The 26,414-nt window shown below is 62.2% G+C and carries 44 protein-coding genes and 1 tRNA gene; 14 read left to right on the top strand and 31 right to left on the bottom strand.

The annotated features are described in order from the left end of the window. Positions 1-28 precede the first annotated feature (28 nt). Positions 29-817, bottom strand: coding sequence for an exodeoxyribonuclease III (gene xth, locus A9K71_RS09585; RefSeq protein ID WP_066993815.1), 789 nt, complete (start codon positions 815-817; stop codon positions 29-31). A 58-nt stretch (positions 818-875) separates the two neighbouring features. Further along, positions 876-1,085, bottom strand: a complete 210-nt coding sequence (locus A9K71_RS09580; protein WP_066993812.1) for a hypothetical protein — start codon at positions 1,083-1,085, stop codon at positions 876-878. Between the two features lie 153 nt (positions 1,086-1,238). Here A9K71_RS09580 and A9K71_RS09575 point away from each other — a divergent pair, with 153 nt between their 5' ends. Both A9K71_RS09575 and A9K71_RS09570 read left to right on the top strand, forming a co-directional pair. Then, a complete protein-coding gene (locus A9K71_RS09575) occupies positions 1,239-2,120 on the top strand; it encodes a hypothetical protein (protein WP_066993809.1) in 882 nt (293 codons plus the stop codon). Positions 2,121-2,513: 393 nt separating this feature from the next. After that, a complete protein-coding gene (locus A9K71_RS09570; protein ID WP_066993806.1) occupies positions 2,514-2,720 on the top strand; it encodes a hypothetical protein in 207 nt (68 codons plus the stop codon). A gap of 151 nt (positions 2,721-2,871) precedes the next feature. Here the strand turns inward: A9K71_RS09570 and A9K71_RS09565 are convergent. The 28 genes from A9K71_RS09565 to A9K71_RS09435 all read right to left on the bottom strand — a co-directional run bounded on the left by A9K71_RS09565 (position 2,872) and on the right by A9K71_RS09435 (position 19,070). Continuing rightward, positions 2,872-2,947: transfer RNA gene (locus A9K71_RS09565), tRNA-Phe, on the bottom strand. Between the two features lie 157 nt (positions 2,948-3,104). Further along, positions 3,105-3,326, bottom strand: a complete 222-nt coding sequence (gene yacG / locus A9K71_RS09560; RefSeq protein WP_066993803.1) for a DNA gyrase inhibitor YacG — start codon at positions 3,324-3,326, stop codon at positions 3,105-3,107. After that, complete coding sequence (locus A9K71_RS09555; protein WP_066993800.1) at positions 3,323-3,949, bottom strand: Maf-like protein; 627 nt, start codon at positions 3,947-3,949, stop codon at positions 3,323-3,325. Before A9K71_RS09555 ends, yacG begins: the two co-directional genes overlap by 4 nt. A gap of 19 nt (positions 3,950-3,968) precedes the next feature. After that, positions 3,969-4,187, bottom strand: coding sequence for a translation initiation factor IF-1 (infA, locus tag A9K71_RS09550; protein ID WP_006200926.1), 219 nt, complete (start codon positions 4,185-4,187; stop codon positions 3,969-3,971). Positions 4,188-4,383: 196 nt separating this feature from the next. Beyond that, the gene (locus A9K71_RS09545) at positions 4,384-4,848 is read right to left on the bottom strand and encodes a low molecular weight phosphatase family protein (RefSeq protein WP_082980425.1); all 465 of its coding nucleotides are present in this window, start codon (positions 4,846-4,848) and stop codon (positions 4,384-4,386) included. Continuing rightward, complete coding sequence (locus A9K71_RS09540) at positions 4,836-5,321, bottom strand: UPF0262 family protein (RefSeq protein WP_066993793.1); 486 nt, start codon at positions 5,319-5,321, stop codon at positions 4,836-4,838. The genes A9K71_RS09545 and A9K71_RS09540 overlap by 13 nt, the downstream gene beginning before the upstream one ends. Positions 5,322-5,323: 2 nt before the next feature. Continuing rightward, positions 5,324-6,616 (bottom strand): histidinol dehydrogenase, encoded by a 1,293-nt coding sequence (hisD, locus tag A9K71_RS09535; RefSeq protein ID WP_066993789.1) that lies wholly within the window; start codon positions 6,614-6,616, stop codon positions 5,324-5,326. Positions 6,617-6,625: 9 nt separating this feature from the next. Then, entirely contained in the window at positions 6,626-7,057 is a 432-nt protein-coding gene (locus A9K71_RS09530; protein ID WP_066993786.1) for a DUF2948 family protein, read from the bottom strand. 78 nt (positions 7,058-7,135) lie between these two features. After that, positions 7,136-8,428, bottom strand: coding sequence for a UDP-N-acetylglucosamine 1-carboxyvinyltransferase (murA, locus tag A9K71_RS09525; RefSeq protein WP_066993783.1), 1,293 nt, complete (start codon positions 8,426-8,428; stop codon positions 7,136-7,138). 142 nt (positions 8,429-8,570) lie between these two features. Next, a complete protein-coding gene (locus A9K71_RS32010; RefSeq protein ID WP_197504213.1) occupies positions 8,571-8,747 on the bottom strand; it encodes a hypothetical protein in 177 nt (58 codons plus the stop codon). Positions 8,748-9,118: 371 nt separating this feature from the next. Further along, on the bottom strand, positions 9,119-10,282 hold the full coding sequence (locus A9K71_RS09520; protein ID WP_066993780.1) for a tyrosine-type recombinase/integrase: 1,164 nt from the start codon (positions 10,280-10,282) through the stop codon (positions 9,119-9,121). Positions 10,283-10,481: 199 nt separating this feature from the next. Next, positions 10,482-10,754 carry a hypothetical protein gene (locus A9K71_RS09515; RefSeq protein ID WP_066993777.1) on the bottom strand — a complete coding sequence of 91 codons (273 nt, stop codon included), beginning with the start codon at positions 10,752-10,754 and terminating at the stop codon, positions 10,482-10,484. After that, positions 10,751-11,011, bottom strand: a complete 261-nt coding sequence (locus tag A9K71_RS09510) for a hypothetical protein (RefSeq protein WP_066993774.1) — start codon at positions 11,009-11,011, stop codon at positions 10,751-10,753. Before A9K71_RS09510 ends, A9K71_RS09515 begins: the two co-directional genes overlap by 4 nt. Continuing rightward, a complete protein-coding gene (locus A9K71_RS09505) occupies positions 10,995-11,237 on the bottom strand; it encodes a hypothetical protein (protein ID WP_066993772.1) in 243 nt (80 codons plus the stop codon). The genes A9K71_RS09510 and A9K71_RS09505 overlap by 17 nt, the downstream gene beginning before the upstream one ends. A gap of 7 nt (positions 11,238-11,244) precedes the next feature. After that, the gene (locus A9K71_RS09500; RefSeq protein WP_280940538.1) at positions 11,245-11,685 is read right to left on the bottom strand and encodes a MucR family transcriptional regulator; all 441 of its coding nucleotides are present in this window, start codon (positions 11,683-11,685) and stop codon (positions 11,245-11,247) included. Positions 11,686-11,938: 253 nt separating this feature from the next. Continuing rightward, a complete protein-coding gene (locus A9K71_RS09495) occupies positions 11,939-12,754 on the bottom strand; it encodes a glycosyltransferase family 25 protein (RefSeq protein ID WP_066993766.1) in 816 nt (271 codons plus the stop codon). A 538-nt stretch (positions 12,755-13,292) separates the two neighbouring features. Beyond that, entirely contained in the window at positions 13,293-13,799 is a 507-nt protein-coding gene (locus tag A9K71_RS09485; protein WP_066993759.1) for a hypothetical protein, read from the bottom strand. Then, the gene (locus A9K71_RS09480; protein WP_156752624.1) at positions 13,799-14,164 is read right to left on the bottom strand and encodes a hypothetical protein; all 366 of its coding nucleotides are present in this window, start codon (positions 14,162-14,164) and stop codon (positions 13,799-13,801) included. Before A9K71_RS09480 ends, A9K71_RS09485 begins: the two co-directional genes overlap by 1 nt. A 26-nt stretch (positions 14,165-14,190) precedes the next feature. After that, entirely contained in the window at positions 14,191-14,370 is a 180-nt protein-coding gene (locus A9K71_RS09475; RefSeq protein ID WP_066993753.1) for a hypothetical protein, read from the bottom strand. After that, a complete protein-coding gene (locus tag A9K71_RS09470; protein WP_066993750.1) occupies positions 14,370-14,585 on the bottom strand; it encodes a hypothetical protein in 216 nt (71 codons plus the stop codon). Before A9K71_RS09470 ends, A9K71_RS09475 begins: the two co-directional genes overlap by 1 nt. Then, the gene (locus A9K71_RS31325; RefSeq protein ID WP_143749646.1) at positions 14,585-14,821 is read right to left on the bottom strand and encodes a hypothetical protein; all 237 of its coding nucleotides are present in this window, start codon (positions 14,819-14,821) and stop codon (positions 14,585-14,587) included. The genes A9K71_RS09470 and A9K71_RS31325 overlap by 1 nt, the downstream gene beginning before the upstream one ends. Then, entirely contained in the window at positions 14,806-14,994 is a 189-nt protein-coding gene (locus tag A9K71_RS09465) for a hypothetical protein (RefSeq protein ID WP_066993747.1), read from the bottom strand. The genes A9K71_RS31325 and A9K71_RS09465 overlap by 16 nt, the downstream gene beginning before the upstream one ends. Next, positions 14,991-15,401 carry a hypothetical protein gene (locus A9K71_RS09460; RefSeq protein ID WP_066993744.1) on the bottom strand — a complete coding sequence of 137 codons (411 nt, stop codon included), beginning with the start codon at positions 15,399-15,401 and terminating at the stop codon, positions 14,991-14,993. Before A9K71_RS09460 ends, A9K71_RS09465 begins: the two co-directional genes overlap by 4 nt. Before the next feature lie 2 nt (positions 15,402-15,403). Further along, entirely contained in the window at positions 15,404-16,510 is a 1,107-nt protein-coding gene (locus A9K71_RS09455) for a hypothetical protein (RefSeq protein ID WP_066993741.1), read from the bottom strand. Next, entirely contained in the window at positions 16,507-16,692 is a 186-nt protein-coding gene (locus A9K71_RS09450) for a hypothetical protein (RefSeq protein ID WP_066993738.1), read from the bottom strand. Before A9K71_RS09450 ends, A9K71_RS09455 begins: the two co-directional genes overlap by 4 nt. A gap of 2 nt (positions 16,693-16,694) precedes the next feature. Further along, positions 16,695-17,006 carry a hypothetical protein gene (locus A9K71_RS09445; protein WP_066993734.1) on the bottom strand — a complete coding sequence of 104 codons (312 nt, stop codon included), beginning with the start codon at positions 17,004-17,006 and terminating at the stop codon, positions 16,695-16,697. Continuing rightward, positions 17,003-18,184 (bottom strand): hypothetical protein, encoded by a 1,182-nt coding sequence (locus tag A9K71_RS09440; protein ID WP_156752623.1) that lies wholly within the window; start codon positions 18,182-18,184, stop codon positions 17,003-17,005. Before A9K71_RS09440 ends, A9K71_RS09445 begins: the two co-directional genes overlap by 4 nt. Before the next feature lie 262 nt (positions 18,185-18,446). Continuing rightward, positions 18,447-19,070, bottom strand: coding sequence for an XRE family transcriptional regulator (locus tag A9K71_RS09435; protein ID WP_179294523.1), 624 nt, complete (start codon positions 19,068-19,070; stop codon positions 18,447-18,449). Between the two features lie 75 nt (positions 19,071-19,145). On the opposite strand from A9K71_RS09435, the gene A9K71_RS32005 reads away from it, so the two are divergent. From A9K71_RS32005 to A9K71_RS09375, 12 genes are all read left to right on the top strand, one after another. Further along, the gene (locus tag A9K71_RS32005; RefSeq protein WP_066993725.1) at positions 19,146-19,382 is read left to right on the top strand and encodes a helix-turn-helix transcriptional regulator; all 237 of its coding nucleotides are present in this window, start codon (positions 19,146-19,148) and stop codon (positions 19,380-19,382) included. After that, positions 19,351-19,902: a hypothetical protein gene (locus tag A9K71_RS31320; protein ID WP_156752622.1), complete on the top strand. Its 552-nt coding sequence runs from the start codon at positions 19,351-19,353 to the stop codon at positions 19,900-19,902. Before A9K71_RS32005 ends, A9K71_RS31320 begins: the two co-directional genes overlap by 32 nt. Before the next feature lie 95 nt (positions 19,903-19,997). Beyond that, positions 19,998-20,207: a hypothetical protein gene (locus tag A9K71_RS09420; RefSeq protein WP_066993719.1), complete on the top strand. Its 210-nt coding sequence runs from the start codon at positions 19,998-20,000 to the stop codon at positions 20,205-20,207. A 131-nt stretch (positions 20,208-20,338) separates the two neighbouring features. Further along, positions 20,339-20,587 carry a GIY-YIG nuclease family protein gene (locus A9K71_RS09415; protein ID WP_179294524.1) on the top strand — a complete coding sequence of 83 codons (249 nt, stop codon included), beginning with the start codon at positions 20,339-20,341 and terminating at the stop codon, positions 20,585-20,587. Next, entirely contained in the window at positions 20,584-21,486 is a 903-nt protein-coding gene (locus A9K71_RS09410) for a helix-turn-helix domain-containing protein (protein ID WP_066993713.1), read from the top strand. The genes A9K71_RS09415 and A9K71_RS09410 overlap by 4 nt, the downstream gene beginning before the upstream one ends. A 5-nt stretch (positions 21,487-21,491) precedes the next feature. Further along, complete coding sequence (locus A9K71_RS09405; protein WP_143749650.1) at positions 21,492-22,187, top strand: hypothetical protein; 696 nt, start codon at positions 21,492-21,494, stop codon at positions 22,185-22,187. Beyond that, positions 22,177-22,602, top strand: coding sequence for a hypothetical protein (locus A9K71_RS09400; protein WP_066993707.1), 426 nt, complete (start codon positions 22,177-22,179; stop codon positions 22,600-22,602). Before A9K71_RS09405 ends, A9K71_RS09400 begins: the two co-directional genes overlap by 11 nt. Further along, complete coding sequence (locus A9K71_RS09395) at positions 22,602-22,910, top strand: hypothetical protein (protein WP_066993702.1); 309 nt, start codon at positions 22,602-22,604, stop codon at positions 22,908-22,910. Before A9K71_RS09400 ends, A9K71_RS09395 begins: the two co-directional genes overlap by 1 nt. Positions 22,911-23,000: 90 nt before the next feature. Beyond that, positions 23,001-23,336, top strand: a complete 336-nt coding sequence (locus A9K71_RS09390; protein WP_066993699.1) for a hypothetical protein — start codon at positions 23,001-23,003, stop codon at positions 23,334-23,336. Between the two features lie 21 nt (positions 23,337-23,357). After that, positions 23,358-24,482 (top strand): SAM-dependent methyltransferase, encoded by a 1,125-nt coding sequence (locus tag A9K71_RS30155; RefSeq protein ID WP_245299572.1) that lies wholly within the window; start codon positions 23,358-23,360, stop codon positions 24,480-24,482. Next, positions 24,479-24,760 (top strand): hypothetical protein, encoded by a 282-nt coding sequence (locus A9K71_RS09380; protein ID WP_066993696.1) that lies wholly within the window; start codon positions 24,479-24,481, stop codon positions 24,758-24,760. The genes A9K71_RS30155 and A9K71_RS09380 overlap by 4 nt, the downstream gene beginning before the upstream one ends. Beyond that, entirely contained in the window at positions 24,757-25,020 is a 264-nt protein-coding gene (locus A9K71_RS09375; protein ID WP_066993693.1) for a hypothetical protein, read from the top strand. The genes A9K71_RS09380 and A9K71_RS09375 overlap by 4 nt, the downstream gene beginning before the upstream one ends. 46 nt (positions 25,021-25,066) lie before the next feature. Here the strand turns inward: A9K71_RS09375 and A9K71_RS09370 are convergent, their stop codons facing one another. After that, on the bottom strand, positions 25,067-26,374 hold the full coding sequence (locus tag A9K71_RS09370) for an SEL1-like repeat protein (RefSeq protein ID WP_066993690.1): 1,308 nt from the start codon (positions 26,372-26,374) through the stop codon (positions 25,067-25,069). Positions 26,375-26,414: the final 40 nt, after the last annotated feature.

The following is a 26,414-nucleotide window of genomic DNA, read 5'->3' as shown; positions in this document are numbered from 1 at the left end:
TGCCGCTCCTGGGCAGGCCATCGGAACCTCAGTCGAGCTTTCCAGGCCAGGTCAGCTCGATCCACGCCGGGGCATGATCGCTTGGCCTTTCCAAAGCTCTTACCGCAGCATCGACGCCCGCCCCTCGCAGCCGGTTTGAAAGTGCCGGACTGATCAGGAGATGGTCCATTCGCAGGCCGGAGCTCCGGTCATAACCGCCCCGGTAGGAGAAGTTCCAGTAGGTGTAGACCCCCTTCTCGGGATGGATCTGCCGAACCGCATCCGTCCAGCCCATCTTCAGCAAATCGGCGTAAGCGTCACGACTCTGCGGGAAAAACACTGCATCGCCCAACCAGCGCGCCGGCACCACCGCATCAATCGGGGTTGGCACCACGTTGTAATCGCCGCACAGGACCGTTTCCTCTTTAAGCAAGGTCTGGGAATAGCTGATCAAACGCTGGAACCACGCCAGCTTGTAATCGAATTTAGGTCCAGGCGCGGGATTGCCGTTCGGCAGATAGATGCAGCCGATCACCAGCCCATCCACCTCGGCCTCGATGTAGCGGCTGTGCGTATCGTCCGGGTCGCCTGGCAGTCCGCGCCTGCGCTCCTGCGGCTGTTTCCCACGGGCCAGAATCGCTACGCCGTTGTAAGATTTCTGCCCATGCCAGACGGCGCAGTAACCAGCCTGCCGGATCGCCTCGGCAGGGAACTTCTCATCGGATGTCTTGAGCTCCTGCAGGCAGACGATGTCATAGCCGGTTTCGCCAAGCCATTTCAGGAGGACCGGCAATCGCCCATTGACGCCATTTACGTTGAAAGTAGCGATCCTGGTCATCCGGTTATCTTGGCCGATGATCTCTCCGGGCAGTCACCCCGATACTCGGTTTGGAATACTAGCTGTCTTTCTTGTAGGATTTGGCGGCCTCATCGATCTTGCGCCAATCGTTTCCGTGGCGCCGCACCAGCTCCCGCGCCTGGGCCGGCGAGATGTTTTGCGTTTCCACAATATGGTTCACTTCCGTTTCTTCGCCTTTCAGCGGGCGCGAACGTGGCCTTCTGGGCCGGCTCGCCGCTGTTTCATCTGCATCACGTCGTCTCGCCATGGGCTGACCTCTCCTGATCCGGATTAACCGTCGAATGCCGGGAAGGTTTCAGCGCGCGGCTCCTCGAGCAGTTCGGCTTGTCTCCGCTGTGTGGCTTGAACCCAAGGAACTTGCGCGGCGTTCCTTGCGAGCAGAGCCAGCGAGCGCAATCCGATGGAAAAATCCGAAGCCCCTTCCGAACCGCAGAAGCCTCCTGGTGCCGAAGCGCGCTTCGCGTACGATCGAGCGGCAGTTGAGCGGTTCCAGCTTGCGTTTCCGCGCGCGAGGTGGAGCGACGAGCGCAGGAGCTGGTTCGTGCCCGGAAAAACGGCGGCGCGGCGGATCGAGCGCTGGCTGGCACAGGAGACAGCGGCTCGCGCAGCCCATGACGACAGTAAGGGGCGGGATGCCTTCGCCTTCGATCCACTGTCGAGCCACTATCTGGAAGTCGCGGACGACCTGCGCATTCGCACGCCTTATTCGAAGACCGTGCTGGAGGAACTGCGAGCGGTTCCATGGGCGAGTTGGGACGACGAACTGCGGGTCTGGCGGGTGCCTTTTCGCGCTTATGAGGAGCTGCGGCGCCGTTGGCCAAGCATCGAAAGAGCCGCCCAGCGCGCCGAGCCGGAGGAGAGGAAACGCCGACGGGAGGCTGGTAAACACTCCGATGAGCACAAGGCCGCCAGGCTGCGCCATGCCGAACGCAGGCGCCGGCGCTATCCGGTTCCAGCCGAAGACCTGCCTCCGCTCGGTCGCGCCGTGGCGACGGTGCAGTATGACATTGTTGTCTTCACCGGGATTTCAGGCGAGCTCGCTCACCCCTCTGAGCCGGCGCCGTTCTACCCACAGTCGATGGAGACCGGCTTCGGCGCCGTTTGGGCGAGGTGGCGGCCGCCGACCTTGGCTGAACTGATCAAGACATGGCCGGCGCGGCGTCCTGCCGGGTCAGCGGAACGATCGAGAGGGTGGTGGCAGCCGACGCTTGGCGAACTCAGAATCGCTCGCCGAAAGGCGAAAAGCCTGGAGCGGAGAAAACGTTCGCGAAGTGCCGATTGATATTCTTGGCTCCATGATGGCTGTCACATGACAAGCGAGCCGGGCCGCCGGGGCTCGCGAACCCGATTTTCATCTTGAGAACTCTTTGATTGCTGGAATGTCGCAGACCGAAAAGGAATTTCGGGTGCGATTTCAGCCACGCGGGACCGGCATCCCCGCAGCCAAGCACGCGAGCTCATTGACTTGATCAGCATCGACGCAGCTTCGCGTCTTGGGCAGGCGCGCCTTCTCAAGAAGACGTAACCGCTCAGGCGCGATTTTCATCACGGCCTCATTTGTTAGCGCGCGACTTGCCGGAGAGGCGTATCACCCCTTTGTCGTTCGTACCGAGTAGTGAGGCAAGCGGACGCTTGAAAGCGGTATCGTGCTTTCGCCCCTGGCCAGGAGGCACGCATGTCCCTGCATGGTGTTTTGGATTCCACCCAACTTGAAATCCTCTCAAAAGCTGTCCATCGCTATTGTTCAAGGCATGGACTTGAAAGCGAGGAAGACCGCCAGTTGGTCGCCATGAGGGCCATGAGCCTTTTCGGCCAGGGCACAACTGACCTTGACCGGCTGTCCGCGAGACTGGAAAAGCTCGAAGAACCTGGGCACGGCTAAACCGGCTGGCAAGCGTGCAGCCGTAACAGCTCCAGCGCAGCGCTCCTAATCCCGACAAATTGCGCCATCGCTAGCAAAAAGATCGCCAACACCAGCTGCTTGCTGCAGCGTAGAAGCTTCGGCGAAAGCGAATGCGGGGAGAAGAGGGTGATGGTGCCCAGAGGCGGATTCGAACCACCGACACGCGGATTTTCAGTCCGCTGCTCTACCAACTGAGCTATCTGGGCCTGCGCCGGCTAACGGGATCGTCCGCCGGGTTTCACGGAAGCGCCGGGTGGCGCCCCCCTCGAAAGCGCGTGGGTTATAGCACGGGAATTCGCCCTGTCCAGCGCTTAGGTGTTGATAAAGAAAAATCGCCGGGAAACGGCGTATTGCTACGGGCCTTCACTGCTCGTCTGTGGACGAAGGGCCTTGCTTGGGGCCTCCGTCTTCTTCCTCTGCGTCGTCGCGGCCGGGAATGACGTAGGCGCCTTTCAGCCAGCGATTGAGGTCGATGTCCTTGCAGCGTGTCGAGCAGAACGGATAGTGCTCCCGCACCGAAGGCTTGCCGCATTCGGGGCAGGGGCGCTTCGGCCTCAGCGGCGTGACCTTTTCGTCCGGGGTCATGGCCGCGCGACGTGCCAGTTCTTGTGCGGCTTGAAGCCCTCGCCGGACAGCAGTGCGATACTTTCGTAGAGCGGCAGGCCGACCACATTGGTGTAGGAGCCGACCAGCTTGACGACGAAGGAGCCGGCGAGGCCTTGCACGGCATAGCCGCCGGCCTTGCCGCGCCATTCGCCCGACGCGACATAGGCGTCGATCTCCTCGCGCGGCAGTCGCTTGAAGCGCACCCTGGTCTCCACCAGCCGCTGCCTGAGCTTGCCGCCCGGCGTGATCAGGCAGATGCCGGAATAGACCCGGTGCGAGCGGCCGGAAAGCAGGCCGAGGCAGTTCACCGCGTCGTCGATCGTCTCGGCCTTGGGCAGGATGCGCCGTCCCACCGCCACCACCGTGTCGGCGGCCAGGATGAAAGCCGGCGCATAGTCTTCCTCGCTTTTCAGCGAGGCGAACGCCTTCTCGGCCTTGTCCTTGGAAAGGCGCTTCGCCAGCGAGCGCGGATGCTCGGCGCGCAGCGGCGTCTCGTCGACATCGGCGGGCAGCACGCGGTCCGGTTCGATGCCGGCCTGCTGCAACAGCTCGATGCGACGCGGCGAACCCGAGGCAAGCACGAGCTTCTGCAGAATGCTCATCGCGGTTCGCGCCGAATTGTTACTTGAAGCGGTAGGTGATGCGGCCCTTGGTCAGGTCGTAAGGCGTCATTTCGACCAGGACCTTGTCGCCGGTCAGCACGCGGATGCGGTTCTTGCGCATGCGGCCGGCCGTGTGGGCGATGATTTCGTGCTCGTTTTCGAGCTTCACCCGGAACATCGCATTGGGCAGCAGTTCCGTGACCACGCCCGGAAATTCGAGGACTTCTTCCTTCGGCATTCGATACCTTTGCTTGGATGGCGGTTCCGGGGCTTAGAGCATGATGCCGAAAAGTGTGAAGCGGTTTTCGGACGACATCATGCTCTACTCTTGATCTGGAGCCGGACGATTTCAGGTCGAACAGACCTGAACTCGTCCGACTCCAGCCGGAATTTGCGGCGGAACCTATATGATAATCGCCCGCTTGTGAACATGCTTAATCCGTCGCGTTTTTTGCTTCCGGAAGCAAGAAACGCCGGCTTATGCGCGTCTTCAGCCGCTCTCGAACATCGCGATAGGCGGCCATGATATGCTCGCGCGTGCCGCCGGTGTCGGTCGGGTCCGGCATCGGCCAGTACTCGACCTCGACGGCGAGCGAGCGGGTAAGCTCGAGCGCGGCGTGATGCGCTTCCGGCGCCAGCGTCACGATCAGGTCGAAATAATCGTCTTCCAGCTCGTCAAGCGTCCTCGGCTGCCGCTCGCCGAGCGTGAGACCCTCTTCGGCAAGCACGGCGTCGACGAAGGGGTCGCGCTCGCCGCTGCGCACGCCGGCCGAGGCGACGAAAGTGGTGGCGGGCAGCATCCGCCGCGCCAGTTGCTCGGCCATCGGCGAGCGCACGGCATTCATGCCGCACACAAAAAGAAGCGAATGCGGCAGCGCGGCCAGGACTACCCCCGCCAGTGCAGCACGCAGACGAGCGTGAACAACCGGCGCGCCGTGTCGAAGTCGATCTCGATCTTGCCGGCGAGCCGGTCCATCAGTGTCTGCGAGCCCTCATTGTGCAGGCCGCGCCGGCCCATGTCGATTGCCTCGATATGGCTGGGCGTTGAGGAGCGGATCGCCTCATAATAGCTTTCGCAGATCAGATAGTAATCCTTGACGATACGCCTAAGCGGCGTCAGCGACAGGATGTGGGTAACCACATCGGCGCCATTCTGGCGGCTGACGGCGAACACCAGGCGCGACTCGGCCAGCGACAGCTTCAGCCTGTATGGGCCGGCGCCATCGTCGTTGACCGGCCGGAAACTGTTTTCCTCGATCAGGTCGAAGATCGCCACTGCCCGCTCATGCTCGACATCGGGCGTCGAACGCCCGATCGATTCGTCGAGCTCGACGTCGATCAGCCTGTCGCGGTTTTGGTGGTGGCCGGACATCGCTACATGTTCAGCCTGATCGCCACCGATCGTGCATGGGCGTCGAGCCCTTCCGCCTTGGCGAGCGCGATGGCCGCCGGCGCCAGCGCCTTGAGCTGCTCCGGGCCGAGCTTCAGGATCGACGTGCGCTTGACGAAATCGAGCACGGACAAACCAGACGAGAAGCGCGCCGAGCGCGCGGTCGGCAGCACGTGGTTGGAGCCGCCGACATAATCGCCGATGACTTCCGGCGTGTGGCGGCCGAGGAAGACGGCGCCGGCATTGCGCATCCCGGCGAGGAAGTTCTCGGCGTCGTCGAAGGCGAGCTCGACATGCTCGGCCGCGATGCGGTCGACCAGCGGCAGCGAAGCCTCGATCGTCGGCACCAGGATCACGGCGCCGAAATCGCGCCAGCTCGACGCGGCCGTCGCGGCGCGCGGCAGGCTCTTCAACTGGCGCTCGACCGCCTGCTCCACCGCCGTGCCGAATTCGGCATTGTCGGTGATGAGGATCGACTGCGCCGACGCGTCATGCTCGGCTTGCGCCAGCAGATCGGCGGCGATCCAGTCCGGATCGTTGTCCGCGTCTGCCACAACCAGCACTTCCGACGGCCCGGCAATCATGTCGATGCCGACGCTGCCGAACACCTGGCGCTTGGCTGCCGCGACATAGGCATTGCCCGGCCCGACGATCTTGGCGACCGGCCGGATCGTCTCGGTGCCGTAGGCGAGCGCGGCGACGGCTTGCGCGCCGCCGACGCGGTAGATCTCGGAGACGCCGGCAAGGTCGGCCGCAACCAGAACCAACGGATTGATGACACCGCCCGAGGCCGGCACCACGATCACGATGCGCTCGACTCCGGCGACCTTGGCCGGCACCGCGTTCATCAGCACCGAGCTCGGATAGCTCGCTGTGCCGCCGGGCACATAGAGTCCCACGGCATCGATCGCGGTCCAGAGCGAGCCGAGCTCGACGCCGGCGGCGTCCGTGTAGCGGTCGTCTTTCGGCTTCTGCCGCTCGTGATGGGAGCGGATGCGGTCGCGTGCGAATTCGAGCGCCGCGACTGTGGCTGGGTCGGCCGCGGCGTATGCCTTTTCGATGTCGGCCCTGGAGACGGCGATGCCGAGCCTGTTGAGATCGGCCCTGTCGAATTTCAGCGTGTAGTCGATGAGCGCCTTGTCGCCTGCGGCGCGCACGCGCGCGACGATGTCGCGCACCACCGCTTCGACGTCGGCCGACACTTCGCGCTTGGTGGTGAGGAATGCCGAAAAACGGAGCTCGAAATCGGCGTCGGTTTGGCTAAGCGTGATGGCCATCGTCGGTGCTCAGGTCCTGTGAACCGGGCGCGAGGTGGCTTCCCAGGAGCCGCCGACATCGGCGAGCCGCGCCTCGATGCACTCGACGTCGAGCATGATCGTGCCGCCTCCGGAAAAAACCAGCTCGATGATGCCGGCCGGCTTGCTGAATGCGACGAAGCTGACCGCCAAGAGCGACAGTATCTCCGCCGGCTTGTCGCGGGCGATGCCGCTGGTCTTGGCGCCCAGCACGCGGTCGAAATGCAGCACGCACTGGCGCCGTTCATTGTGCTGGCGGAAGAAGCCGGACCTCGCCTCCCAGACGAAGCGGTTCATGGTCAGCACGAAACGTTTGGCCGCCGGCAGGTATTCGAGGTCGGAGACCTTCATCACGGCGTCCTGGACGTGGGCCGAGATGATGCTCAGATCCTGGTCGTCGAGCGCGATGAGCTTGAGGGCCATGCGGAATGCGCACCTGAAGGTTGATTAGTCAATCTTCTGTTATGCGGTCTTTCCGCTCTGCGCAACCGAGGCGCTTTGTCAGCCCGAAATCCGCTCGATCACCGCGCCGCAGCCGGAAAGCTTCTCCTCCAGGCGCTCGAAACCGCGGTCGAGGTGGTAGACCCGGTTGACGGTGGTTTCGCCTTCGGCGGCAAGGCCTGCGATGACCAGCGACACCGAGGCGCGCAGGTCGGTCGCCATGACCGGCGCGCCCTTCAGCTTGGCGACGCCGTCGACGATCGCCGTCTGGCCGGACAGCGTAATGTGGGCGCCGAGGCGGGCAAGCTCCTGCACATGCATGAAGCGGTTCTCGAAGATCGTCTCGGTGATGCGCGACTTGCCCTTCGCCATCGTCATCAGGCCCATGAACTGCGCCTGCAGGTCGGTCGGGAAGGCGGGGAAGGGCGCGGTCGTCACATCCACCGGTGCGATGCCGGCGCCGTTGCGCTTGACGCGGATGCCGGCATTGGTCGGCGTGATCTCGGCGCCGGTCTCGGCAATGACGTCGAGCGCGCTCTGCAACAGGTCGGGGCGCGCGCCTTCCAGCACCACGTCGCCGCCGGTCATCGCCACCGCCATGGCATAGGTTCCGGTCTCGATGCGATCGGGAATGACGCGCACGCGCGCCCCCGACAGCGCCTCGACGCCCTCGATGGTGATGGTGGAGGTGCCGGCGCCGTGGATCTTGGCGCCCATGGCGATCAGGCATTCGGCGAGATTGACGATTTCCGGCTCGCGGGCGGCGTTTTCGAGTACCGTCTCGCCCTTGGCGAGTGAGGCCGCCATCATCAGCACATGGGTGGCGCCGACCGACACTTTCGGGAACACGTAGCGGTTGCCGTGGAGACGACCGTTCTTGGTTTTGGCGACGACATAGCCGTTGTCGACGTCGAGCTCGGCGTCCAGCGCCTGCAGGCCTTCGAGGAAGAGGTCGACCGGGCGCGTGCCGATGGCGCAGCCGCCCGGCAGCGACACCTTGGCCTCACCCATGCGGGCAAGCAGCGGGCCGATAACCCAGAAGGAGGCGCGCATCTTGGACACCAGCTCGTAGGGCGCGGTGGTGTCGACGATGTTGCGGGCGGAGAAATTGATGGTGCGCGAATAGCCCTCCTGCTGCTTCTCGCGCCGGCCGTTGACGGAATAGTCGACGCCGTGATTGCCGAGGATGCGGATCAGTTGCTCGACATCGGCCAGATGCGGCACGTTTTCGAGCGTCAGCGTGTCGTCGGTGAGCAGCGAGGCGATCATCAGCGGCAGCGCCGCGTTCTTGGCGCCCGAAATCGGAATGCTTCCGGCAAGCTTATTGCCGCCGACAATTCTGATGCGATCCATGAAAGAACGTCCCCTCGGCCCGGACGGGCCGGTTTCAATCGGTTGAGTATATCCGGCTCTAGACTATCGGCCGGTGCGGTTCAAGAAATAGGATTTCCCCATCTGTGGACCGAGTGTGATCGCCCAGTGTGGCTGATTTCGGTTAGTCCTTGTGCATTTTTCCAGCAGTCGGCCATCCTTCCGGCCGATCGTCGGGATTGCCATCCCGCCGCGAACGGGCCTGCGCCTTGCGCTTCTGCAGGTTGGCACGCAGCGCCTCGGCCAGCCGGTCCTTGCGCTCGCCATCGCGTTTTTTCGGCGGATTTGCCTTGTCGTTCATCGCCGGTCCTCGCCGGCGGATAGCCGGCTGTGGTTCAGGCATAGCTAACATTGTGGCGCCGCCGTGTCATTGAAGCCTGCTCGCAAGCGGCTTCCACAGCCGCGGCATTCGACACATGCCGCGGGAAAACCGCGCAGCGATTTCGCACGAAGGCATGCGTCGTTTTAAGGTTTTCTTGGCCTTGCGCTTGCCGGTTCGTTATGGCAGAAGCGCCGCCATCGCAGGCTGCGGTAGCTCAGTGGTAGAGCACTCCCTTGGTAAGGGAGAGGCCAAACTGTAACCGCGCCGTTTTCCCAAGCAAATTCATATCGTTGCCAGACCCATCGTTTTCGACTGGTGTAAGGTCTCGGTGCCAATCTGGTTCGGTCTGGTTACGATGCCGTCGACCGCTTCTTTGAAGCGACACCGCTTTTCGTCTCGCTGTCGCCATTCGCCGGCCGTCGAGCCTTCTTCTTTCCGAAAACCTTGTCGATGACGCCCTTGCCCTTCTTGGCGTGGATGTAGTTCTCGACGAGGAGCTTCTTCGTCTTCCAGCGGCCCTTGAGGGCCGTGGTGGCAACATCGACGCCGTTCATCACGATCATCTCGGTCGCGAAGCTGTGGCGGCCTGGTTGATGGGTGCCGAGATAGGGGATGCCGGCCTTTTCGCAGATACGCATAATATCCTTGCGCAGAAAGCGGGTCATGAAGCCGAAGAGCCGGTTATTGGGTTTCTTGGCGCCTCGCCCGCTATGGCGCGGGCCACCTCGCCTATTTTTCCCCCAGGGAGTGCGCGCCTCCCATGACGCCAACCTTTCCCGCTTCCATTCCCGGAGCTGCTGGATTTCATAGACCATTTCAACGGTGAGGTCCGCCTCACCATCCTCGCCGTTCTTCATGTCGCGGAAGATCACTTTCCTGTTCACCAGGTCGACGTCGGGGGAATCGTCTTCGAGCTTGATCGCGTCTGAGATGCGGGCGCCGGTCTGGAATATGAACAGCATTAAGGCACTGAGGCGGGGATCGTCACTCGCCTCACGGAAATCGTCGATGTAAGAGCGATCGACGGCGCGCTTGGGCGGCGCGGTCGAAACCTTGACGTCGCGATCCTTCTTCGAGAAGCCCTTGATCAGCACCTCGCGGCATTTGCCCTCGTCGGCGGCGAAGTTGATGACGGCGCGGGCCGGGATCACCACCTGGCGGTTCCAGGTCGTGTAGACCGCTTTCGGATAGATCGCTTTCGCGGCGGCGCGCACATCCGAGCCCCTCATGTCGGAGATCCTGGTCTCCTTGAAGTGCTCAAGCAATTCTAGGATGAAGCGCTCGTCTTTGCCGGCGTCGAGGTAGAACTCAACCGCCTGAGCGAAGGTGAAGCGGTCCTTCGGGTCGAGGTCGATCTCTTCCTGGGCGCGCAGCTCGCGATTCAGGCGGACCTTGTTCGCTTTGCCTTCGTCAGTTTCGCCCGTGCTCTCGTGTACGCGTTGCTCGCCTTGCCGGGTTGGGACTGTGCCGGTGAGCCACCAGAACCGGCCGCGCTTATAGATCGTGAGCGGCATGACGCTTTACTCCACAAAAACAACTCATCGATCTGCCGCGGCGAGATCAGCACCTGCCTGTCGACACAGTAGCAGAGCCCCGTCTTGATCGCCTTCTCGCGCAACGACCTGGCGGACATGCGCAACCCTTTGTCGCGAAAAAGCGACGACCAGTATTCCGGCGTCTGCGACACGGTCAGCACTTCGGGCGGAAGGTCATTCATGCGCTCTTCCCGGTCGCGGCAGCCATCTCCTCGAAATCTTCTTCCTCGGGCTCGCGCTCGTGCGCATCGATGAGCGCCAGCTCGTCCCATTCCTCGCAGAGGTATTCGTATTCGGACTCGTCGCCGTCGAAGAACGGATGACGGCCGAGGTCGCGGTGCATGCGCCAACGGGTTTTGTCGGCGTAGCGACGGGTGTGGAAGGGCATCACCCAATCGGGCGGCTCGGTCTTCCAGGCGTCGTAGCCGGCCCATGAATCGCCGAGCATCATTTCGACCTTGGATGGGAAAGGCCGGGCAACGGGAACGGGTTCGGCACCTTGCCGGCGAGCATGCCATGGTGCGCCCAATCCTGGGTGTAATCGCAGAAGGGGCAAATCCAGCCGCGCACCGTCGCCACCAGCGCGCCCGTGTCGCCATAGGCCTCCCGGTGTTCGCCGTCGCCGCGGTTCGGGCAGGTGAAGGGGTGGAGGTGGCCGCACGTTTGATTGTGGGCCAGGTTCTCGACTTGATCAGCGGTGAACGCCATCGGTGGCCTCCTCGACCAACCAGGTCTGCGAATTTCCCTTGAAGCCGAAGAGGCTGTCGCCCGCCTCAATGACGGCGACAGCCCCGTCGCGCACCGCCGAGTGAACGACATGCTCGGGCACGGCCTGATAAGGACATTCGAACCACCACCGCCTCTGGCCACTGGAGAAGCCGAGGCGCAGGGAATCGCCCTTCGCAAGTCGCTCAATGACGGCGGCGACTTTCATGGTGCGCCTACTGGAAGGTGCGGCGCGCGGGCGCTTTGGTGCGGATCGGCGGCGCCTTGGGATGGCGGCCGAGGCCAGAGGCTTTCGCTAGCCGCGACCGCGTGGCGGAATAATTCGCCGCCACCATCGGGTAATCCGACGGCAGGCCCCACTTCGCGCGGTAGGCGTCGGGCGTCAGGCCGTGGTCAGTCATCAAGTGCCGCTTGAGCGATTTGAACTTCAATCCATTTTCCAGGCAGATGATGAAATCGGGATGGATCGACTTCTTGGGGTTGACCGCCGGCTCCTTCGGCGGGGTCGCGTTGACGACCGCCGGGTCGTCGAGCTTGCGCACAGCGGCGTTCACGCTGGCGATCAGGTCGGGCAGTTGAGCGGCCGGCACCGGGTTATTTCCGACATAGGCCGAGACGATCGAGGCCGTTAGCTCGATGTAGTTCTTGTCTTCCATGCTACTCTCCGTGGCGGGGGTCATGTCGTCGAGGTCAGATCGCCTCGGATCGACTTGGTAACGGGCGCGCGTGCCCGATTGGTGCCGGCGTCTCGACGAGATCGAATCTCATCATGCCGGGGTAGCAGCGACCTAGACCGGCGACGACTACTGCTGGCAAACTGCTCATGCTGCTTCTCTTTGCTACCAAATCGGTTCTTAGTGTAACCATTTTGGTTACAGTGAAGTCAAGCAAAAAGGTGGTTTAATTTTCCTAGGTCTTGGTGCAGAAAGCACCTGTTTGATCGGCAAACAGGACCTCGGTTCGCCAATGCCGGCGCAACCTGTGTCCCAGCCGACGGAGCGCCTGCAAGACCTTTCGCTCCAGCCACGGCTTCTCCATCAGGTTCCCGGGAAAGCGAGGATCGCTGTGCACGGCGAGCGCCGGCAGCTCGATCAGGCTGGACCCTTTCGGATAGAAGCACTGTGTTTGAATGCTAAGGGCCGGGATCATCTGATAGGATTTAAGGCTGCCGGCTATTCCACAGGCGGGGTTGAACTTCGCATGGTCGACCGCATCCGAGAATACTCTCGTCAGCGCTAAAAGGCGCTCAGCCGTTGCCCGCGAGAGGATGTATCCGCCGGACCCAAATGAAAAGCTCCGCAGAAGCGCAAGTTTGAAGGCGCCGGGTAGGGCAGACACAGAGCTGTCGAGCCAAACTCTGACGGGAACCGCCTCGATCTTGATGATGTCGGCATCCTTGGGAATCCACGAGGTGTTCTCACCTAGAAACGGGGCCGCTTGCTTCGCTATCAACATGTCGTCTTCGAAAACGCAGCCGTAGGCGTCCGGCCCTGACACGATCCGCTCCCAGCATTTGCGGTGGCTCAGGAAGCATCCCACTTCTTCTGGCGTCATCGCAGCCGCGCCAGCGGCGGGCTTGTGGACGTCCGAAATCTCGGCGTCGCTAAGCAGACGTCCGTCCACCGCCGGAACGCGTTCGAAGTCCGCTCCGATAGAGTTCAGACGGTCCGCCATCCGTTGCATCCTGCCGGGGCTGCGGTCCAGGTTGATGATGTAGGATTTCATGGAATTCGTTGATCGGCAGCTTGGCTGTCGGATCTGACCTCGTTCGGGCTACTTGCATCGCTGGCCTTGCCAGTTCTTCCCTGGCCTCTCTTGGCTTGGAAGAATTTCGCCTGCGCACGAGACATTCGCTTATTAAAGCTTCCCAGCAGATACCCGCCGGGCAATACGCACATTATTCCAGTGACGACGTTATTGGGGAACACAAAGTACAACAGCGCCAAACCGACACAGGTTACGATAAATGTCCAAAATAAGTTTGCAAACGCGTCTTGCCACATGCGGTTTATCGGAAGGAATTGCTCCATCCATGGCAAAACCAGCGGGTTCTTATCCCAAAACTGTTCAATTCGGATCGGTTCCGGTGGCACTGGCTTCGAACGATCAATGGGCTACTAAAGACGGCCTTGGTCGGCAGCGATGCAATGTCTAATGGACAAAAGCATCTCGTAAGATCCTCCAAGAAACCTCGGAGTATCCGTGCTCGGCCATGTTGTCTGTGCACGTTTTGCGTGGACTGCTTCACTTCTAGGTGATGGCCTCATAAGAGCGATCCTTGCGTGTCGAGAGGCGACGTTGAGGTGGCAGCCTTGGGCGCTTGCGCCAGCATCCATTTAGCCGGCACGACGGGCTTGCCATTCTTGGCGAATGGGACGAGGCGCTTCCAATCGAAAAACCCGAGCTGTCCGCCGACTGGGATGAATTCGACCGGACACGCGTCAGCGATCACGAGCCCCTTCGGACCGAAAAACCACGGGCTGTCGAACTGGGTCACGATGTCGACAATGGTGCCGACACCGACGATCCCGCCGCGCTCGAGCTCGGCCGGCGGCGGGCATTGGAAACCGAGAGACTGGCAGAGATCAGCGCAGTCCGCATATTCGTCGCGCGTCATGCCGGTCGAGGCGTGGATTGCGAAATCGCCGCGGAAATTCAGGCCTGGATTGCCAGCACGCCAGGATCGGTTCTCTACCGGCTTCCAGCCCATCATGAGGCAATGCGCCCATGGCTGGCGCACCGAGAGAGCCAGCTTCGGAAGGTCGACCATCACTCGCTCCTGGCGATCAGTTTGGGTTTCAGTTTGCCTTGCTTGGCCCTGTTCTCGACCGAGATTGGGACACCCGGCCGCTGCTCGAAGATCGTCTGCAGCACCTTACGCACCTGGTGGGCGCCGGGCGCGTCGGTGGCGAGGATCATCAGCGCCGCGTCGGCGAACGCCTGATTGATGTTGGCTGCGGTGGCAGCGACCGACGGGGCGGCGCGCACCCTGGCCCGGCTACGCCGCCGGGCGAGGCGGAAATATTCCCGCTTCTGGTCCTCGTTGAGGCTGGTGAAGCTTCCCGGCTTCGGCGCGTTCTTCCCCGTCAGCAGATCATAGAGCTTCGTCAGCGCCTCGTCGGGGCTCATTTGCATTTGGACATGTCCAGTTGCAGCTTCCATCACGGCGCCGCCGCCAGCAAAATACCTATCAGGATCAGCAGCGCGCCGATGAACGCGACTATCGCGCCGAAGACACATCCCTCGATCGGCACCCATCGACCGGTGAAATCGAGGTAGGCGCGCCGGCCGCAAGCGCTGAGCATGATGATGAAGCCGGCGGCCAGGAAGAACGTGCTCATCAGGTGCCCGCGATGTTGGTGTGCGTGGTGATGATGTTCGCGCCGCCGTCGGCGCGACCAGGATCCGAGCCGGTCGGCGCAAGCCGGAAATAGTCGAGCGCGGCTTCGGACATCGCGCACTCTGCCAGGTCATCGACCGACCGGCCTTTCTCGGCCGAAATGGCACTCATGCGAGCTGCGGTCAGTTCGTCGATATAGACGGAGATGATCGGCATCACTCGCCGCCTTCGCCTCTGCGAGGCCGCGCCTTGGTGATCAGCACCACCTCGCCGTTCGGATAGATCAGCTCGACCTGCTCATTGCGACCGATGCCGTCGAAGATCGCCGTCAGCTGGGACGTCAGGGATTCGTTGGCGCGCTCCAGCAAATCTATCTTCGCCTGCGTCTGCGCCTGGGCGATGCGCAGTTGGAGGTCCGAAATCCTGGGGGGATGCGCTACTTCGTTAGGCATGGGTCAGTCTCCTCGTTTTGGTCAGGGGTAAAGGGTATGAAGCCGCAGCTCGCCTTTTGCTCGACGACGCGCTCGGCATCGTTGGTCATGCTGGGCAGGTCCGGCCGGCAGCGGTCCGCGATGAAGACCACCCCAGGCGTGACGACGAGCTCGGCGTAGCTGGCGCGCTTCATCGGAAACCTCTTTGGAGCTTCGGGAAGGGCCGGCTCGGCATCTTCCGTTTCCGCTTGCCCTTTCCAGTGCGCCCCTCGAGTCGCTTTGTCTTCGCGATCTCGCGCTGGTCGACCGGGGTTTTGACGCCATGCGTCGGCTTGTTCAGGGCCACGATGAACTCGAGGGCGCACGATGGCGGGACGGTGTCATGCGCTTCCGGGTCCCAGCGCCGCCGCTGCAGCGCCGGATCGTGATCGAACTGAACACCGTCGAGCGGGTTGAGCCGCGCGCCGCTGGGCTCTTTGCCCCCTTGGCGCACGACGATCTCAAGCTTCTCGCGGACGCTCAGCGCGCGCGGCCGCCAGTTCTCCGGCGGACCGAGCACCGGGGCGCCGTGGTCGGGAAGGATTGCGATCCGGCCGGCCATGATCAGCCCGCGCTCGGCGGAGTGAGCGCAGCGAGCCGCCGCGCCTTGATCTTGTCGGCCAGCTGGCGACTGCTCTCGTCGTCGTGGAATTGAGCCTCGACGTCGAACTCGGTCCAGATTTCCTCCACGGCCGCGGTCGACTTCGCACCTTGAAGGGCGATCTGGAAATCCTCGAAGAACTTGCCGTAGTCGAAGGCCGCTGGTTGCTCCTCCTCGGCGGCTTCTGCGCCGTCGTGCATGCCCTCGACATCCTTGTCGAACCCGTTCTCGGGGATAGGGTCGACGGCGTCGAGGCTGGGCACCGGTGGCGGCGATGGCGGGGTGAGCCTGACCCTGGGTGCCGGCTCGTCGTCGTGGTGCTCGATCAGATCGCCGGCGATCTCGCGGGCCTCGAACTCATCTCGCACGCCGCCAAGAACGTCGCCGAATAGCTCGCGCAGGCAGAAGCCAGCTGCGCGCCATTGCTTCATCCGCTTGGGGTGGCGGAACCAGGAGGAATCGTTAGGCACGTCGTCCCACACATGCTGGTTGTTTTTCCAGACCTTGCCGCGACGGGTCGGGCGTTCGTCCCAGAGGCCGGCTTGCTTGGCATCCGCGACCGAATAGGCCTCGACCTTCATTTCCCCTGTGTCGGACCGCACCGCCTTGCACCAGCCGATGGTGCGCTCGTCGACGGTGTTCATCTGGGCAACCACATCCTTGTGCAGGCCGAGATTGAGGAGCGCCTCTTTCGTCGCATCGCGCAGATAGCCCAGCTCGACCGATTTCGCTCTGCCCGACTTTCGAACGACGTTGATCAGTCCGTCGCCGTAAAGCGCCGGCTTGCCGCCGATGACGGTAAAGCTGCGCAGCGCCACCATGGGCGGTAGGCCGAGCTCCGCGCCGGACATGATGACGATGGCCACGGCGCTGGTGCCCTTCTTGCCCCAACGCTTCCAGGCGTCGTCGCCGGCATCCTCAGCCGGCTCGCGACCGACAAGCGCCTGTGGCGCCAGACCGGCCTCGACGATCATGGTGGCGAGACGCCACGTTTCCTCGATCGACTGAGGGATGATGGCGCTGATTGCGCCGCCGACCATAAGGGCCGGTAACTGAGCCCGTTCGTTCATTTCCAATCCTCGGGGTTGAAGCTGTTGGCGCGCCAGGTCCGGCGCATCTCATCCTGCTCGATGCGCATGTCATTCCAGGCGAACCAGAAGGCGGCGGGGACTTCGCGGAAGAGCCGTCTGCAAGCGGCGCTGATCATCACGGGAAGCCAGAAAATGATGATGGCAACGCGGACCAAGCTCATGGCTATTTGTCCACGTCGTCGAAAATCGACCGGTTCCCGTTCTCGTCGAGCAGCGTGCCGTCGGGCGACCACTGGTGCCGGCCGTTCGGATGCTTGGCGGCGCGCTGCTCGTCGGTGCGCACGTCGATTGCGAGGATGGCTGTGTTGGCGGCGTCGGAATGATCCTTGATCTCCGCGACCGTGACGGACGTCTCGCGTCCGCGAACAGGCACTATGACGCGGGAGCCGACAGCCACGTCGAAGGCGCCGGCGAAATAGTCGTAAGTCTTGTCGCTCTCGCCGAATTTCACGGCGACGATCTTCTGGTCGGTCATGCTGCCCTCTTGTCTGGGACCCGCTCCATGCCGGCCGGCAGGGCGGCGTCTTTGTTGCGCGCGATGCGGCCGGCGATCTTCTCGACCGCCTCCCGGACCTCAGGCTCGTCTTTCAACGCAATGAGCAGCGCGTCGTAGTCGGTGATGTTCGCGACCCAATAGGTGTGCAGGGACATCTTGGCGCCGGTCCTGCCGGCGAAGACCGGACGGGCTTGAGCCTCGCGCGCAGCTTCCGCTGCGCGATCGTTCAGCCGCTTGGCCTCCGCCTCGGCTTCGAGCCGCCGGGCCTCCTGCTCGCTCTCCTGCGCGAACGAAGATGCGAGGCCGGGTGAAGTGTCGGCTTCGCGCTGGGCCTTCTTCTCCTCGGCCGCGCGCGCGGCGTCGGCCGCCCGCTGCTGAGCCGCCTCTGCTTCGCGCCGTATGCGATCGGCATCCTCGCGAGCCTTGCGCTGACGCTCCTGCTCCAGGCGGTCCAGTTCTTTCAGCCACGCCTCACCATGCTTTTTCAGCTTCTTGGCCAGGTCCTTGGAATCGGTGCGCAGATCGCGCCATTTGTCATCGACGGCGTTGCCGCCATCGAGCCAAGGGCGCTTCTCGACGGTGAATTGTTCGTCCGCCCTGTTCGCGATGCCGGAGAGCCGCTTTGCCCAGACGCCCGCCTGATCGGCCTGCTCCTGCGTGCTGATCGGCCTTTTGAGGAAGCCCTCGACCGTTTCCTTCTCGGCCGCCAGTTCCAGGGTCAGGTCTTTGTGCAGATCGCCTGTCTTAGCCGGGAGGTTGTGCTCCTTCGAAACCGGCGGCGGGTCATCTGGCCAAGGCTCGCCGGCCAGCACGGAATGATAGAGCGCTTCGGTGATCGGGTTGCGGCAAGCATAGTTCCAGACCTTGTCGGCCTCCGCTTCCTTGCCACCCTGCAGGCAGATGACACTGCCCGCCGCATCGCGCCAGATTGCAACGGGAACCAGAGGCGCATCCTTGAACGGACGGTTCCTGAAAAATCCTGACTCCGGGCTGTCGGCCGAAGGGGCGAGCAGGAGCAGCTGATCGTGGGTCAGCTCGCGATATCCACCCGCCAGTTTCAATGCCTGACGCCACCATGCGTATTGGTCCGCCGTCATCCGTCTGTATCCTTTTGTGTTACACGTGAAACCATTTTGGCAACACAATGGGCGCGACAAAGCTGTCGCGGGGTGCAGTGCTGCTTAGATCGGGAGAACCCGGCCGAGCTGGTGCGGGCGAATGGTGCGGGGGGTCACACCAGCCCGGCCGGGAGCGCGCAGATACTCAACACATGACCGCGAGGCGTGATGGGAAAATACAACCAGGGGCAACTGGGCCATCGTCTAGCGATCCTTCTGCGTGATCAGGATCGTAACCGGTTTGGTACGCTTTGCAAGGGGTGTTTCCGAAATGGTTACATTCGGGGCAAAAAAAAGCAGATCAGAGTGTGGAAATCCTGAGCCGAGCGCGGCCAATGACCTTCAAGTCCGCCGGCTGCACGGTTTCGTTGGTCGCCGCGGGGTTGTCGCTGTGCACCTGAACGGCGCCTGTCGTCGTGGGCGAAAGGTAGCGCCATTGCACCGCGCCGGCGATCTCCAAGGCGAAGAGGCCCGGTCGATTGGGGATGTTGTCGTCCAAATCGATCACAAGCGCATCCCCTTTGGCAACAATGCCATTGGCCTGGTAGGCGTCGACCATCATGAACCGAAGGTTGTGGCCCTCCGAGTTCGGCAGCATCCGCGTCAAAAACTCTGGATCGATCACCAGTCCTGGCGCTGCCGGGCGGCTCTTCCCGGCGGAGATCTCGAATACGTGGCTGAATTTGCTTACGTCCACCTCCGCAAGCTCTGGAAACATAAGTTCTTCCGGCCTCACGTTCAGGTGCGGCGCGATTCGCTCTGCCCACTTCAAGGTGAGCTTCCGTCCGTTGGGGCCGTCCTCTTCTTCCAAACGGCCCATCTGCGGCCTTGTGGTGCCAACGCGACGCGCCAGCTCGGCCTTGCTGATCCCAGCCTTTTCCCGGAAGTGCTTAATTCCATTCGCCATATCAATGCGGTAGCTCAAAACGAATTCGTGCGAAACTGTGCCAGTTTGGTTACAAACCTTGACGTGTAACCAAATTGGTGACAAAACCCGGCCATGGAAAACCTGCATCAACTGACGAAATGGCGTTTGGACCGCAATCTGAGCGCTGCCGACGTGGGCCGGATGATCGATTGTACGCGGCTGACAGTCGATCGGTACGAGGCCGGCCGGATGCCCAGGCAACCATATCTCGACCGCATCGTCGTTATGTCCGACGGTGAGGTGAACGCAAACCACTGGTTGGGCAAGGAGGCGGCAGATGTCGTTGCACGGCGCCGGGCTCCGGCTTGACCCGAGATACGATCAACACGGTTCCTCGTTCCGTCCGAAATTGGTCGGCGCGTTCAACAACTTCCCAGGCCGCAACTCCAAGCGGTTTCCAGCAATCATCGTCATGGGCCATCGGCTTTCCCCTTGCGGTTGTAGCGATGATGGCGGGGAAATTGTTGGATGTGTCCGACAAGGCATCCGAGAATCCCGATGGGTCGTCGTTCCTTCTCCTGTTTTTTGTGAGGAATCGATGCAGGACATCGCTGCAGAGCTACAACAGGTGGTGTTCAAAGCCGCCGGAACCATCAAACCAGGCATGGGCATCAAAGCCCAAATCAACGCCGCTTGTGACGCGCTGGGCTACCCGCGCGGCCACTGGCGGGTGAGAGAGGCTTGGTATGGCACCGCTTCCAACTGGAACGGCAAAGCGATCTTCGACCTTCTCGGCCGTTACAACCGCTTGTGCCAAAAGACCGGCTCGGATGTTGGGCCAGTTAACGATCCTGTAGCCGTCATCGCGAAAGCTTCGAATTCAGGCTGATTTTGACGGAGGTGTGATTTCCTCCGTCCATTAGTTGAGCCGTATGTCCGCACGTAATGTTTCAGACTGAAACATTCCGAGGAGGTTTAATAAAAATGAAGCAGACAGAGGGCGGGCAGGTGGTAAACGGCGAAGTAAAGAAAGTGATGGCTGAGTTTTGCCAAACAGCAAGAAACATCGGATCAGCTGCGGCCGAGCGAGCTGCTACGGTGCATCTTGTGGCAGCGGCAGCATATCTGGGGGAAACCGCCGGCCCGAGCATGACTAAACAAATCCTGTCGGCTGTATTGGCCTCGATCGGATAGGCAATGAACTACCAGATTGAACGGCAATACCATTTGTAGCTTGTAGGATTGCCGCTCCTCGCAGTTGAGAGAGCGACATGACGATAATTCGTAAGCATGGCCCGAGACCGGTCTGCGAGGATCCGGGCTTCGTGTATGTGATGACGGCTGAGCTCGGCGGGGTCAAGATCGGGATGTCGACCGATCCCACCCGCCGCTGCAAGGCCGTCAATCGCAACAAGGCCATCAAAGCGGTGGTGGTGTTCCAGCGGCACTTCGCAGACCATCAGGACGCTGAGCGGCTCACCCACATTGCCCTGGCCAAATGGCGCCTGTCTGGCGAGTGGTATAGTTGCCCGGTCGAAACCGCGGTCGCGGCAGTTGAGGCACTGCCAGCATGAGCCATGCCGCCACAAATTGGGCCATAACCCAGCGCGGGCTCAAACCTGCCACGCGCATCGTCCTCTGGCATCTCTGCGACCGCCACAACCCCGACCTTGGCTGCTTCCCGTCCCAAGACAAGCTCGCCTATGACTGCGAGATGTCGCGCTCTGCGCTCAATGAGCATCTCAAGATCCTGGAGCTGACCGGCCTAATTCGCCGGGAGCAGCATATCAACCCCCGCACCAAACAGCAGGAGAACACGCGCTATCGGTTCGCATTCGAGGCCGATTTCGTCACGGCACAAGATGTGGTGGAGCCGAGTCCGGAATCTGGACACGGCGCCGAGTCCGGAAAAGAGGGCGAGCCGTGTCCGGAAAATGCCTATAGCCGTGTCCGGAATCCGGACACTAACCCTGTAAGGGAACCAGTAAGAGAACCTCCAGGGCGCGCTGACGCGCCGGGCGGAGGGGATTTCGATATGCTGTGGTCCTCATGGCCAGAGAAGATGCGACCGGACAGCCGGGAAGCGGCTGCGAAGACGTTCGCAAGCCTTGAAGCTGACGGCAAGGCGCTGGCGATTGCGACGGCGGAGACCTATCGAACGACCATGATCCTTCGGAAGGAAAAGCCCCTAATGATCCCCTTCCTGAAAAAGCAGCTCTTCCTCGAGTTCCATGGCGCGCCACCCATCGACAAGGACGGGGATTTCGTGATCACGCCCGAGCGGCCCGAGTGGGGCGCATGGCTGGGCTCGATCCGCCGCCACTATGGTGAGCCGGGCGTGCAAAGCACGATTAAGTGTCGTCGCATCCTACGCAAAACACGGTGGCCGAGCGATCTTTCGCTTGCCCAAAGTGTAACCAAAATGGCAACATCTGGAACCGTAACGGATACTGCTTCGGCGGGTCGTGCATGATGAAAATGAAGCGCCTTTTCCTCGATACGCCCGCCGAGCTGGAGAAGCGGATTGACCGCTTCATCGAGCACATGCGGCATGCCGAGGACATCTTCTTCACCAAGAACAAGCGTGGCCTGCCCACACCGCGCGACCTGCTCTGGATACTGTTTGCCGACGCCGTCGACACGGCCCGAAACATGCCCGACGTCGAACGCCGCATGGTCTCCAAGGTCGGATCGGCCATGCCGTCGTCGCGAGAGACCGAGCATCAAGCCTATGTGCGCGAGCTGTCGCGCATGGCCGACGGAATGCCACAGTACGACACCACGGAAGTTCGCATCGTGGTTCACCAGTCGGCCGCCGACCGTATGGTCGACATCATGGACCTTCTCCGCTTCGTGCGGGCAGGGCGGCAAGGGCAGGATGCGCAGCGCTACAAGCGCACGTTCTTGGCGCATGCCGGCGGCCACGGTGTCAAGTTCTGCACGCGCGTCTGGGACCGGCACCGCGTCGAGGTCATGTCGCGGCAGGCGCTGCACGACGTCAAGAGCCGGGTCCTGGGCCAAATCCTAGTCGGCATCGAAAAGGAGTTCGGCCTGGTTCGCACCAGCCGCAGTTTCCGGCGCAAGACCGTTCGGGAGATCGACCAGCTTCGAAGGGAACGCAAGCGCGAGGAAAAACGTCGCCGGCGCGAGGAGCAGGAAAACAATGCCGGTTGACATCGCGATGCCGCGGAACCTGGTCGATCGGCGCAAGAACGCCGGCCATGCCGCGATCTGCGCCGTCGGCTTTGAGGCTGACCCGGGCGTCTTCCGGCTTGCGACGGCCGAAAACATCGAGGCGCATCTCCCGCAGCTCCAGCCCGGCCGGTGGGAGAGGCTTCATTTCGCGCACGTCGTCTGGACGCCGGGGCTCGCCGTGGCGCGCACCATCGTGCTGGGTGCCGAGCGGACTCTCGCCAACTGCCATCTTGGCCAGCACTGGTACCGGGCAAGTCTCGACGTGCTTCACGGCCTGATCCTGGCCGAGGCCGCATCCCTTAGGTCTCCCGTTTGGTCGCAATCCGAGATGATGCACATGCTCGTAGGTCAAGCCATTCGCGCTGCCGACCGCTTTGCGGCGGGGATCATCTGATGTTCCCGACAGCCGACCAGATCGCCCTTGCCATCGTTATGGCCTGCCGGCCGCACCGAGAGGACCCGTTTGCTCTGTGCGCCGGCGAACTCGGCATGCGCTCGCGGCATATCGCCATGGAAGCGTTGATGATCGGCTTTCCTGATGCACGTCGAGTCGGGCTCGGCAAATGTTTGGCCTACCGCGCTCCGCGCTCGGCGCAGGGCCAGGTGATCGGCGCCAAGAAAGGCAAGTGGTGGAGCGACGACTACGTCGACGAGATCGTCGGCGTCATCGTCGCCGAGCAATACGGCGAGCAAGCGCAATGATCGCCCGCCTCTCCCGTTTCATCCGCCGTCTTCGCGGCCGCGCAATTCCGCGCGTGTCGTGTCGCGGCATCTACCTGAGGATCAACTGAAATGGACATGCCAGCAGTGCAAACGCCCCTAGTGACTGAGGAGGATATTTCGAGCGCCCTGGAGGAACAGCTGGAGCAGGACGCTCCGCCGTCGGTCCGCTCGATGATCGCCAACACAGGCAAAACGCTCAAGCGCTTCGTCGATCAGATGCGGCGCAAGGAAACCGAGCTGGAGGGGGTGAAGGCGGCCGCCACGGCAGAGTTTGAGCGCGTCGTCGCTCTCGCGAAGATGGTGCGCGATAACTGCCACGCTGAAACCGACGCGGATCTCCACCAGATCAGGACGACACTCGAGGTGCTCGATCCGGCCCGGGCCAAGCTGTCCGAAATGGCGTAACCCATGGAGGCGGTTGTCCCCTTGGACGATTCCGGACTCGCTCATGTCATCGAGCGAGCTCGGATGCTGTTCGACGACGGCGACGTCGCATCGGCGCGCATGCTGGCCGCTGGCGCCTATGACCAGGCGAAGGCGGCAGGGAGCTACGCCACCCGCTTCCATGCCGGCGAGCATCTGATCCGAAAGGCGCGCCGGCTCCAGGGTGACGCGCTGCTGATCGAAACGCGCGCGAAGATCACGATTGCCACCGAATGGACTGCCGCCCAGGAAAGAGGGGAAGCTTCGAAGGGCGGCAGACCGAAAACCGTTCCAGAGGGGAACGGTTTCACCGCAGCTGAAGCCGGGCTCACCCGCAAGGAAATCCACGACGCGCGCAAGCTGGCCGATGCCGAGCGGCGGGATCCTGGGATCGTGGAGCGCGCGATCGCCGGCCGCGTGGCCGCCGGGCTCGAGCCGAGCCGGGCCAACTTGCGCGTGGCGATCGGCACGGACACCGCCACGGCCGCCGAGCGCGGCAACAATCTCTACGAGACATGCCCGGAGGCGATGCATGCGCTGCTCGCGCTCGAGTCGTTCTCGCCTACGGTGAAGGCCTGCGGCCGCGGCGCCATCGTGAAGATGCTCGAGGCGGCCGGCTACGAGGTCGAGATTTCCGACCTGGTGGACTATGGAACCGTGACCGCGTTGGGCGTTTTGCAGCGCGTCGAGGATTTCCTGACGAGCACGCCCGAAGTTCTCGCGAGCGAGCTGGGCGGCGGTGGCTGGTATACTTTCGGACCCGACATCGCGACAAATCCGCCCTATGGCCCTGCGCTCAACGCCTTCGTCGCGCATGCGCTGCGCGTGCATCGTCCGCGCAAGATGGCGCTGCTGCTCAACCTGAATTTCTTCTGCGGCTTCGATGATGCCGACCGCAATTACGCAATGGACGAATGCAAGCCGGCCCGGGTCTACGCTTTCACGCGGCGCCTTCCGATGATGCATCGCGACGGCTGGGACGGCAACGAGTCCAGCAGCCGCATGAACCTGGCATGGTTCGTCTGGGAGATGGACCAGAATGGCAGTTACGCCGGGCCGACCATCACAATCCGCGTCGACTGGAAAGACTATCTGCTCGCATCCAATCGTCAGGAGAGCATGCTTTGAACCATTTCGCGGGCTTCACCGTTCCGGTCGCTGGCGGGCACCACGCGATGCTGCGCTTTGCCGAGGATGGCAAGGCCGAGCCGGTACTCGGCGACAAGGGCCATCCGAAGGTGTTTGAGACCGAACTGGAGGCGCAGAAGGCGGTCACCGATCACCTGTTGCGCTACTTCAATGGGCATTTAAGGCGGGACGGCGAAACCATCTCCACGGCCCGCGACGCGGCCGAGCGCATCTTCCGCAAGGGCCGAATGATACCGGTGGAAAGGCGTGTGCCATGACCATCACGCCGACACTGAAAGGCTTCCGCGAAGGTTGGGCGCGCAAAGCCTTCGAAGGGAGCAAAGCCCACTTCTTCCGGCGCGAGGGCGCAGGGCTCGCGACCTCACTCTGCGGGAGCCAGGATGCGCCGGCGGGATTCCTGTTCGATGCAGGATGCAACGAGCGCTGCGCCCGGTGCGCAAAATTGAGGGAAAGCGAGATCGCGAATGAGGCGGCAGCGGCCACAGAGGACGGTCAGGACGCGTGCGGCAAGGTGTAGAATTGCCGGGGGCGACTTCCCCCGACGGTGATCTGAGGATCACAGGTTATTTGAGCAATCTTTGCAGGTTTTCTTTAGCTTTTGCGACGCCAAGTGCGGCCGACCTTCTGTACAGTTCGAGTGCTTTCGAACGGTCCGCTTCTACCCCCAAACCTTTCTCGTAGAGATTACCCAAGTCGTTAAGCGCGACTGCATTGCCCAAGTCGGCGCTTTTCTTCAGCCAGGCAAAGGCCTCCGGGAAATTGACAGCAGTGCCACGACCCGTCGCATACATGAGTCCCAAATTGTGCTGGGCTCCAGCATGATTTTGCTCGGCCGCCTTTCTAAACCAAAAAAAGGCCTCGGTGTCGCTCTGTGGGACGCCCTTTCCGTTCAGGTAGCTGACCCCGAGATTCTGTTGCCCTTGGGCCTCTCCCTTTTCCGCCGCGACTTCAAACAACCTAACGGCACGCTGATAATCCTGGACGACGCCGCGACCGGAGGCGTAGAGGGCGCCAAGATTGGTATTGGCCGCAGGTAGTCCTTGCGCTGCCGCCTTTGCGAACCAAATGGCGGCCTGTGCGGCATCGGGTGCGACGCCTTTACCGCTGTCATAAAGTCCGCCTAGATTGTTTTCCCCGATGGGGTTGCCTACCGCGGCGGCAGCCCGATACCAGCGCATGGCAGCGACGAAGTCCTGTGGGACACCCCGGGCATACTCATACAAATAGCCAATTGCCGCCAGCGCCGTGGGATCGTTCTGGGCTGCCGCTTTCTGATACAACATCATCGCTTGCGCATAATCTCTCTCAATGCCTTCGCCGCTCTCATAGGCTGCGCCGAGCTGAAATTGGGCAGGGGCAAACCCTTGGCCCGCCGCCTGGCGGAGGAGTTCGACGGCCCGGACCGGATCCTTTGGTCCTACTTGGCCATTCCGATACATTGTGGCCAGGCTCAATTCCGATTGAGCAAATCCCTTGGCCGCCGACTTGGTATACCATGCAAAGGCGAGAGCGCTGTTTTGAGCCACGCCGATGCCGCCCTTATCATAGAGGTAGCCCAGATTGTGTTCCGCTTGCGCGTCGCCCTTGTCGGCGGCCTGCTCAAGGTATTCCCTTCCGCGCTCCGCGTCCTGCTTCACGCCGCACCCCATCAGGTACAAAAACCCGAGATTGTTGAGCGCCGACGGCTTGCCTAAGGTAGCGTCATTTTCCCATTCCTGTCGCTTCGCGGCGAGATCACCGACTGCTGCACACGTCTCTTGCTCTGTTATAATGAAATCGCCTGCAAGCGCGTGGGAAAAGGAAGTTGCAATTGATATTCCGGCGCAGGTTGCAGCCAGTATTATTACTTTGTGCCTTTCCGGATTAGTCATTTCAGGCCGTCCATATTGGCTGATCGCCTCTCTGCGGAAT

Origin of the sequence: Mesorhizobium sp. WSM3873 (assembly GCF_001672445.1) — a bacterium.
Lineage (GTDB): Bacteria > Pseudomonadota > Alphaproteobacteria > Rhizobiales > Rhizobiaceae > Mesorhizobium.
This window is presented reverse-complemented; position numbering and strand designations above follow the sequence as displayed.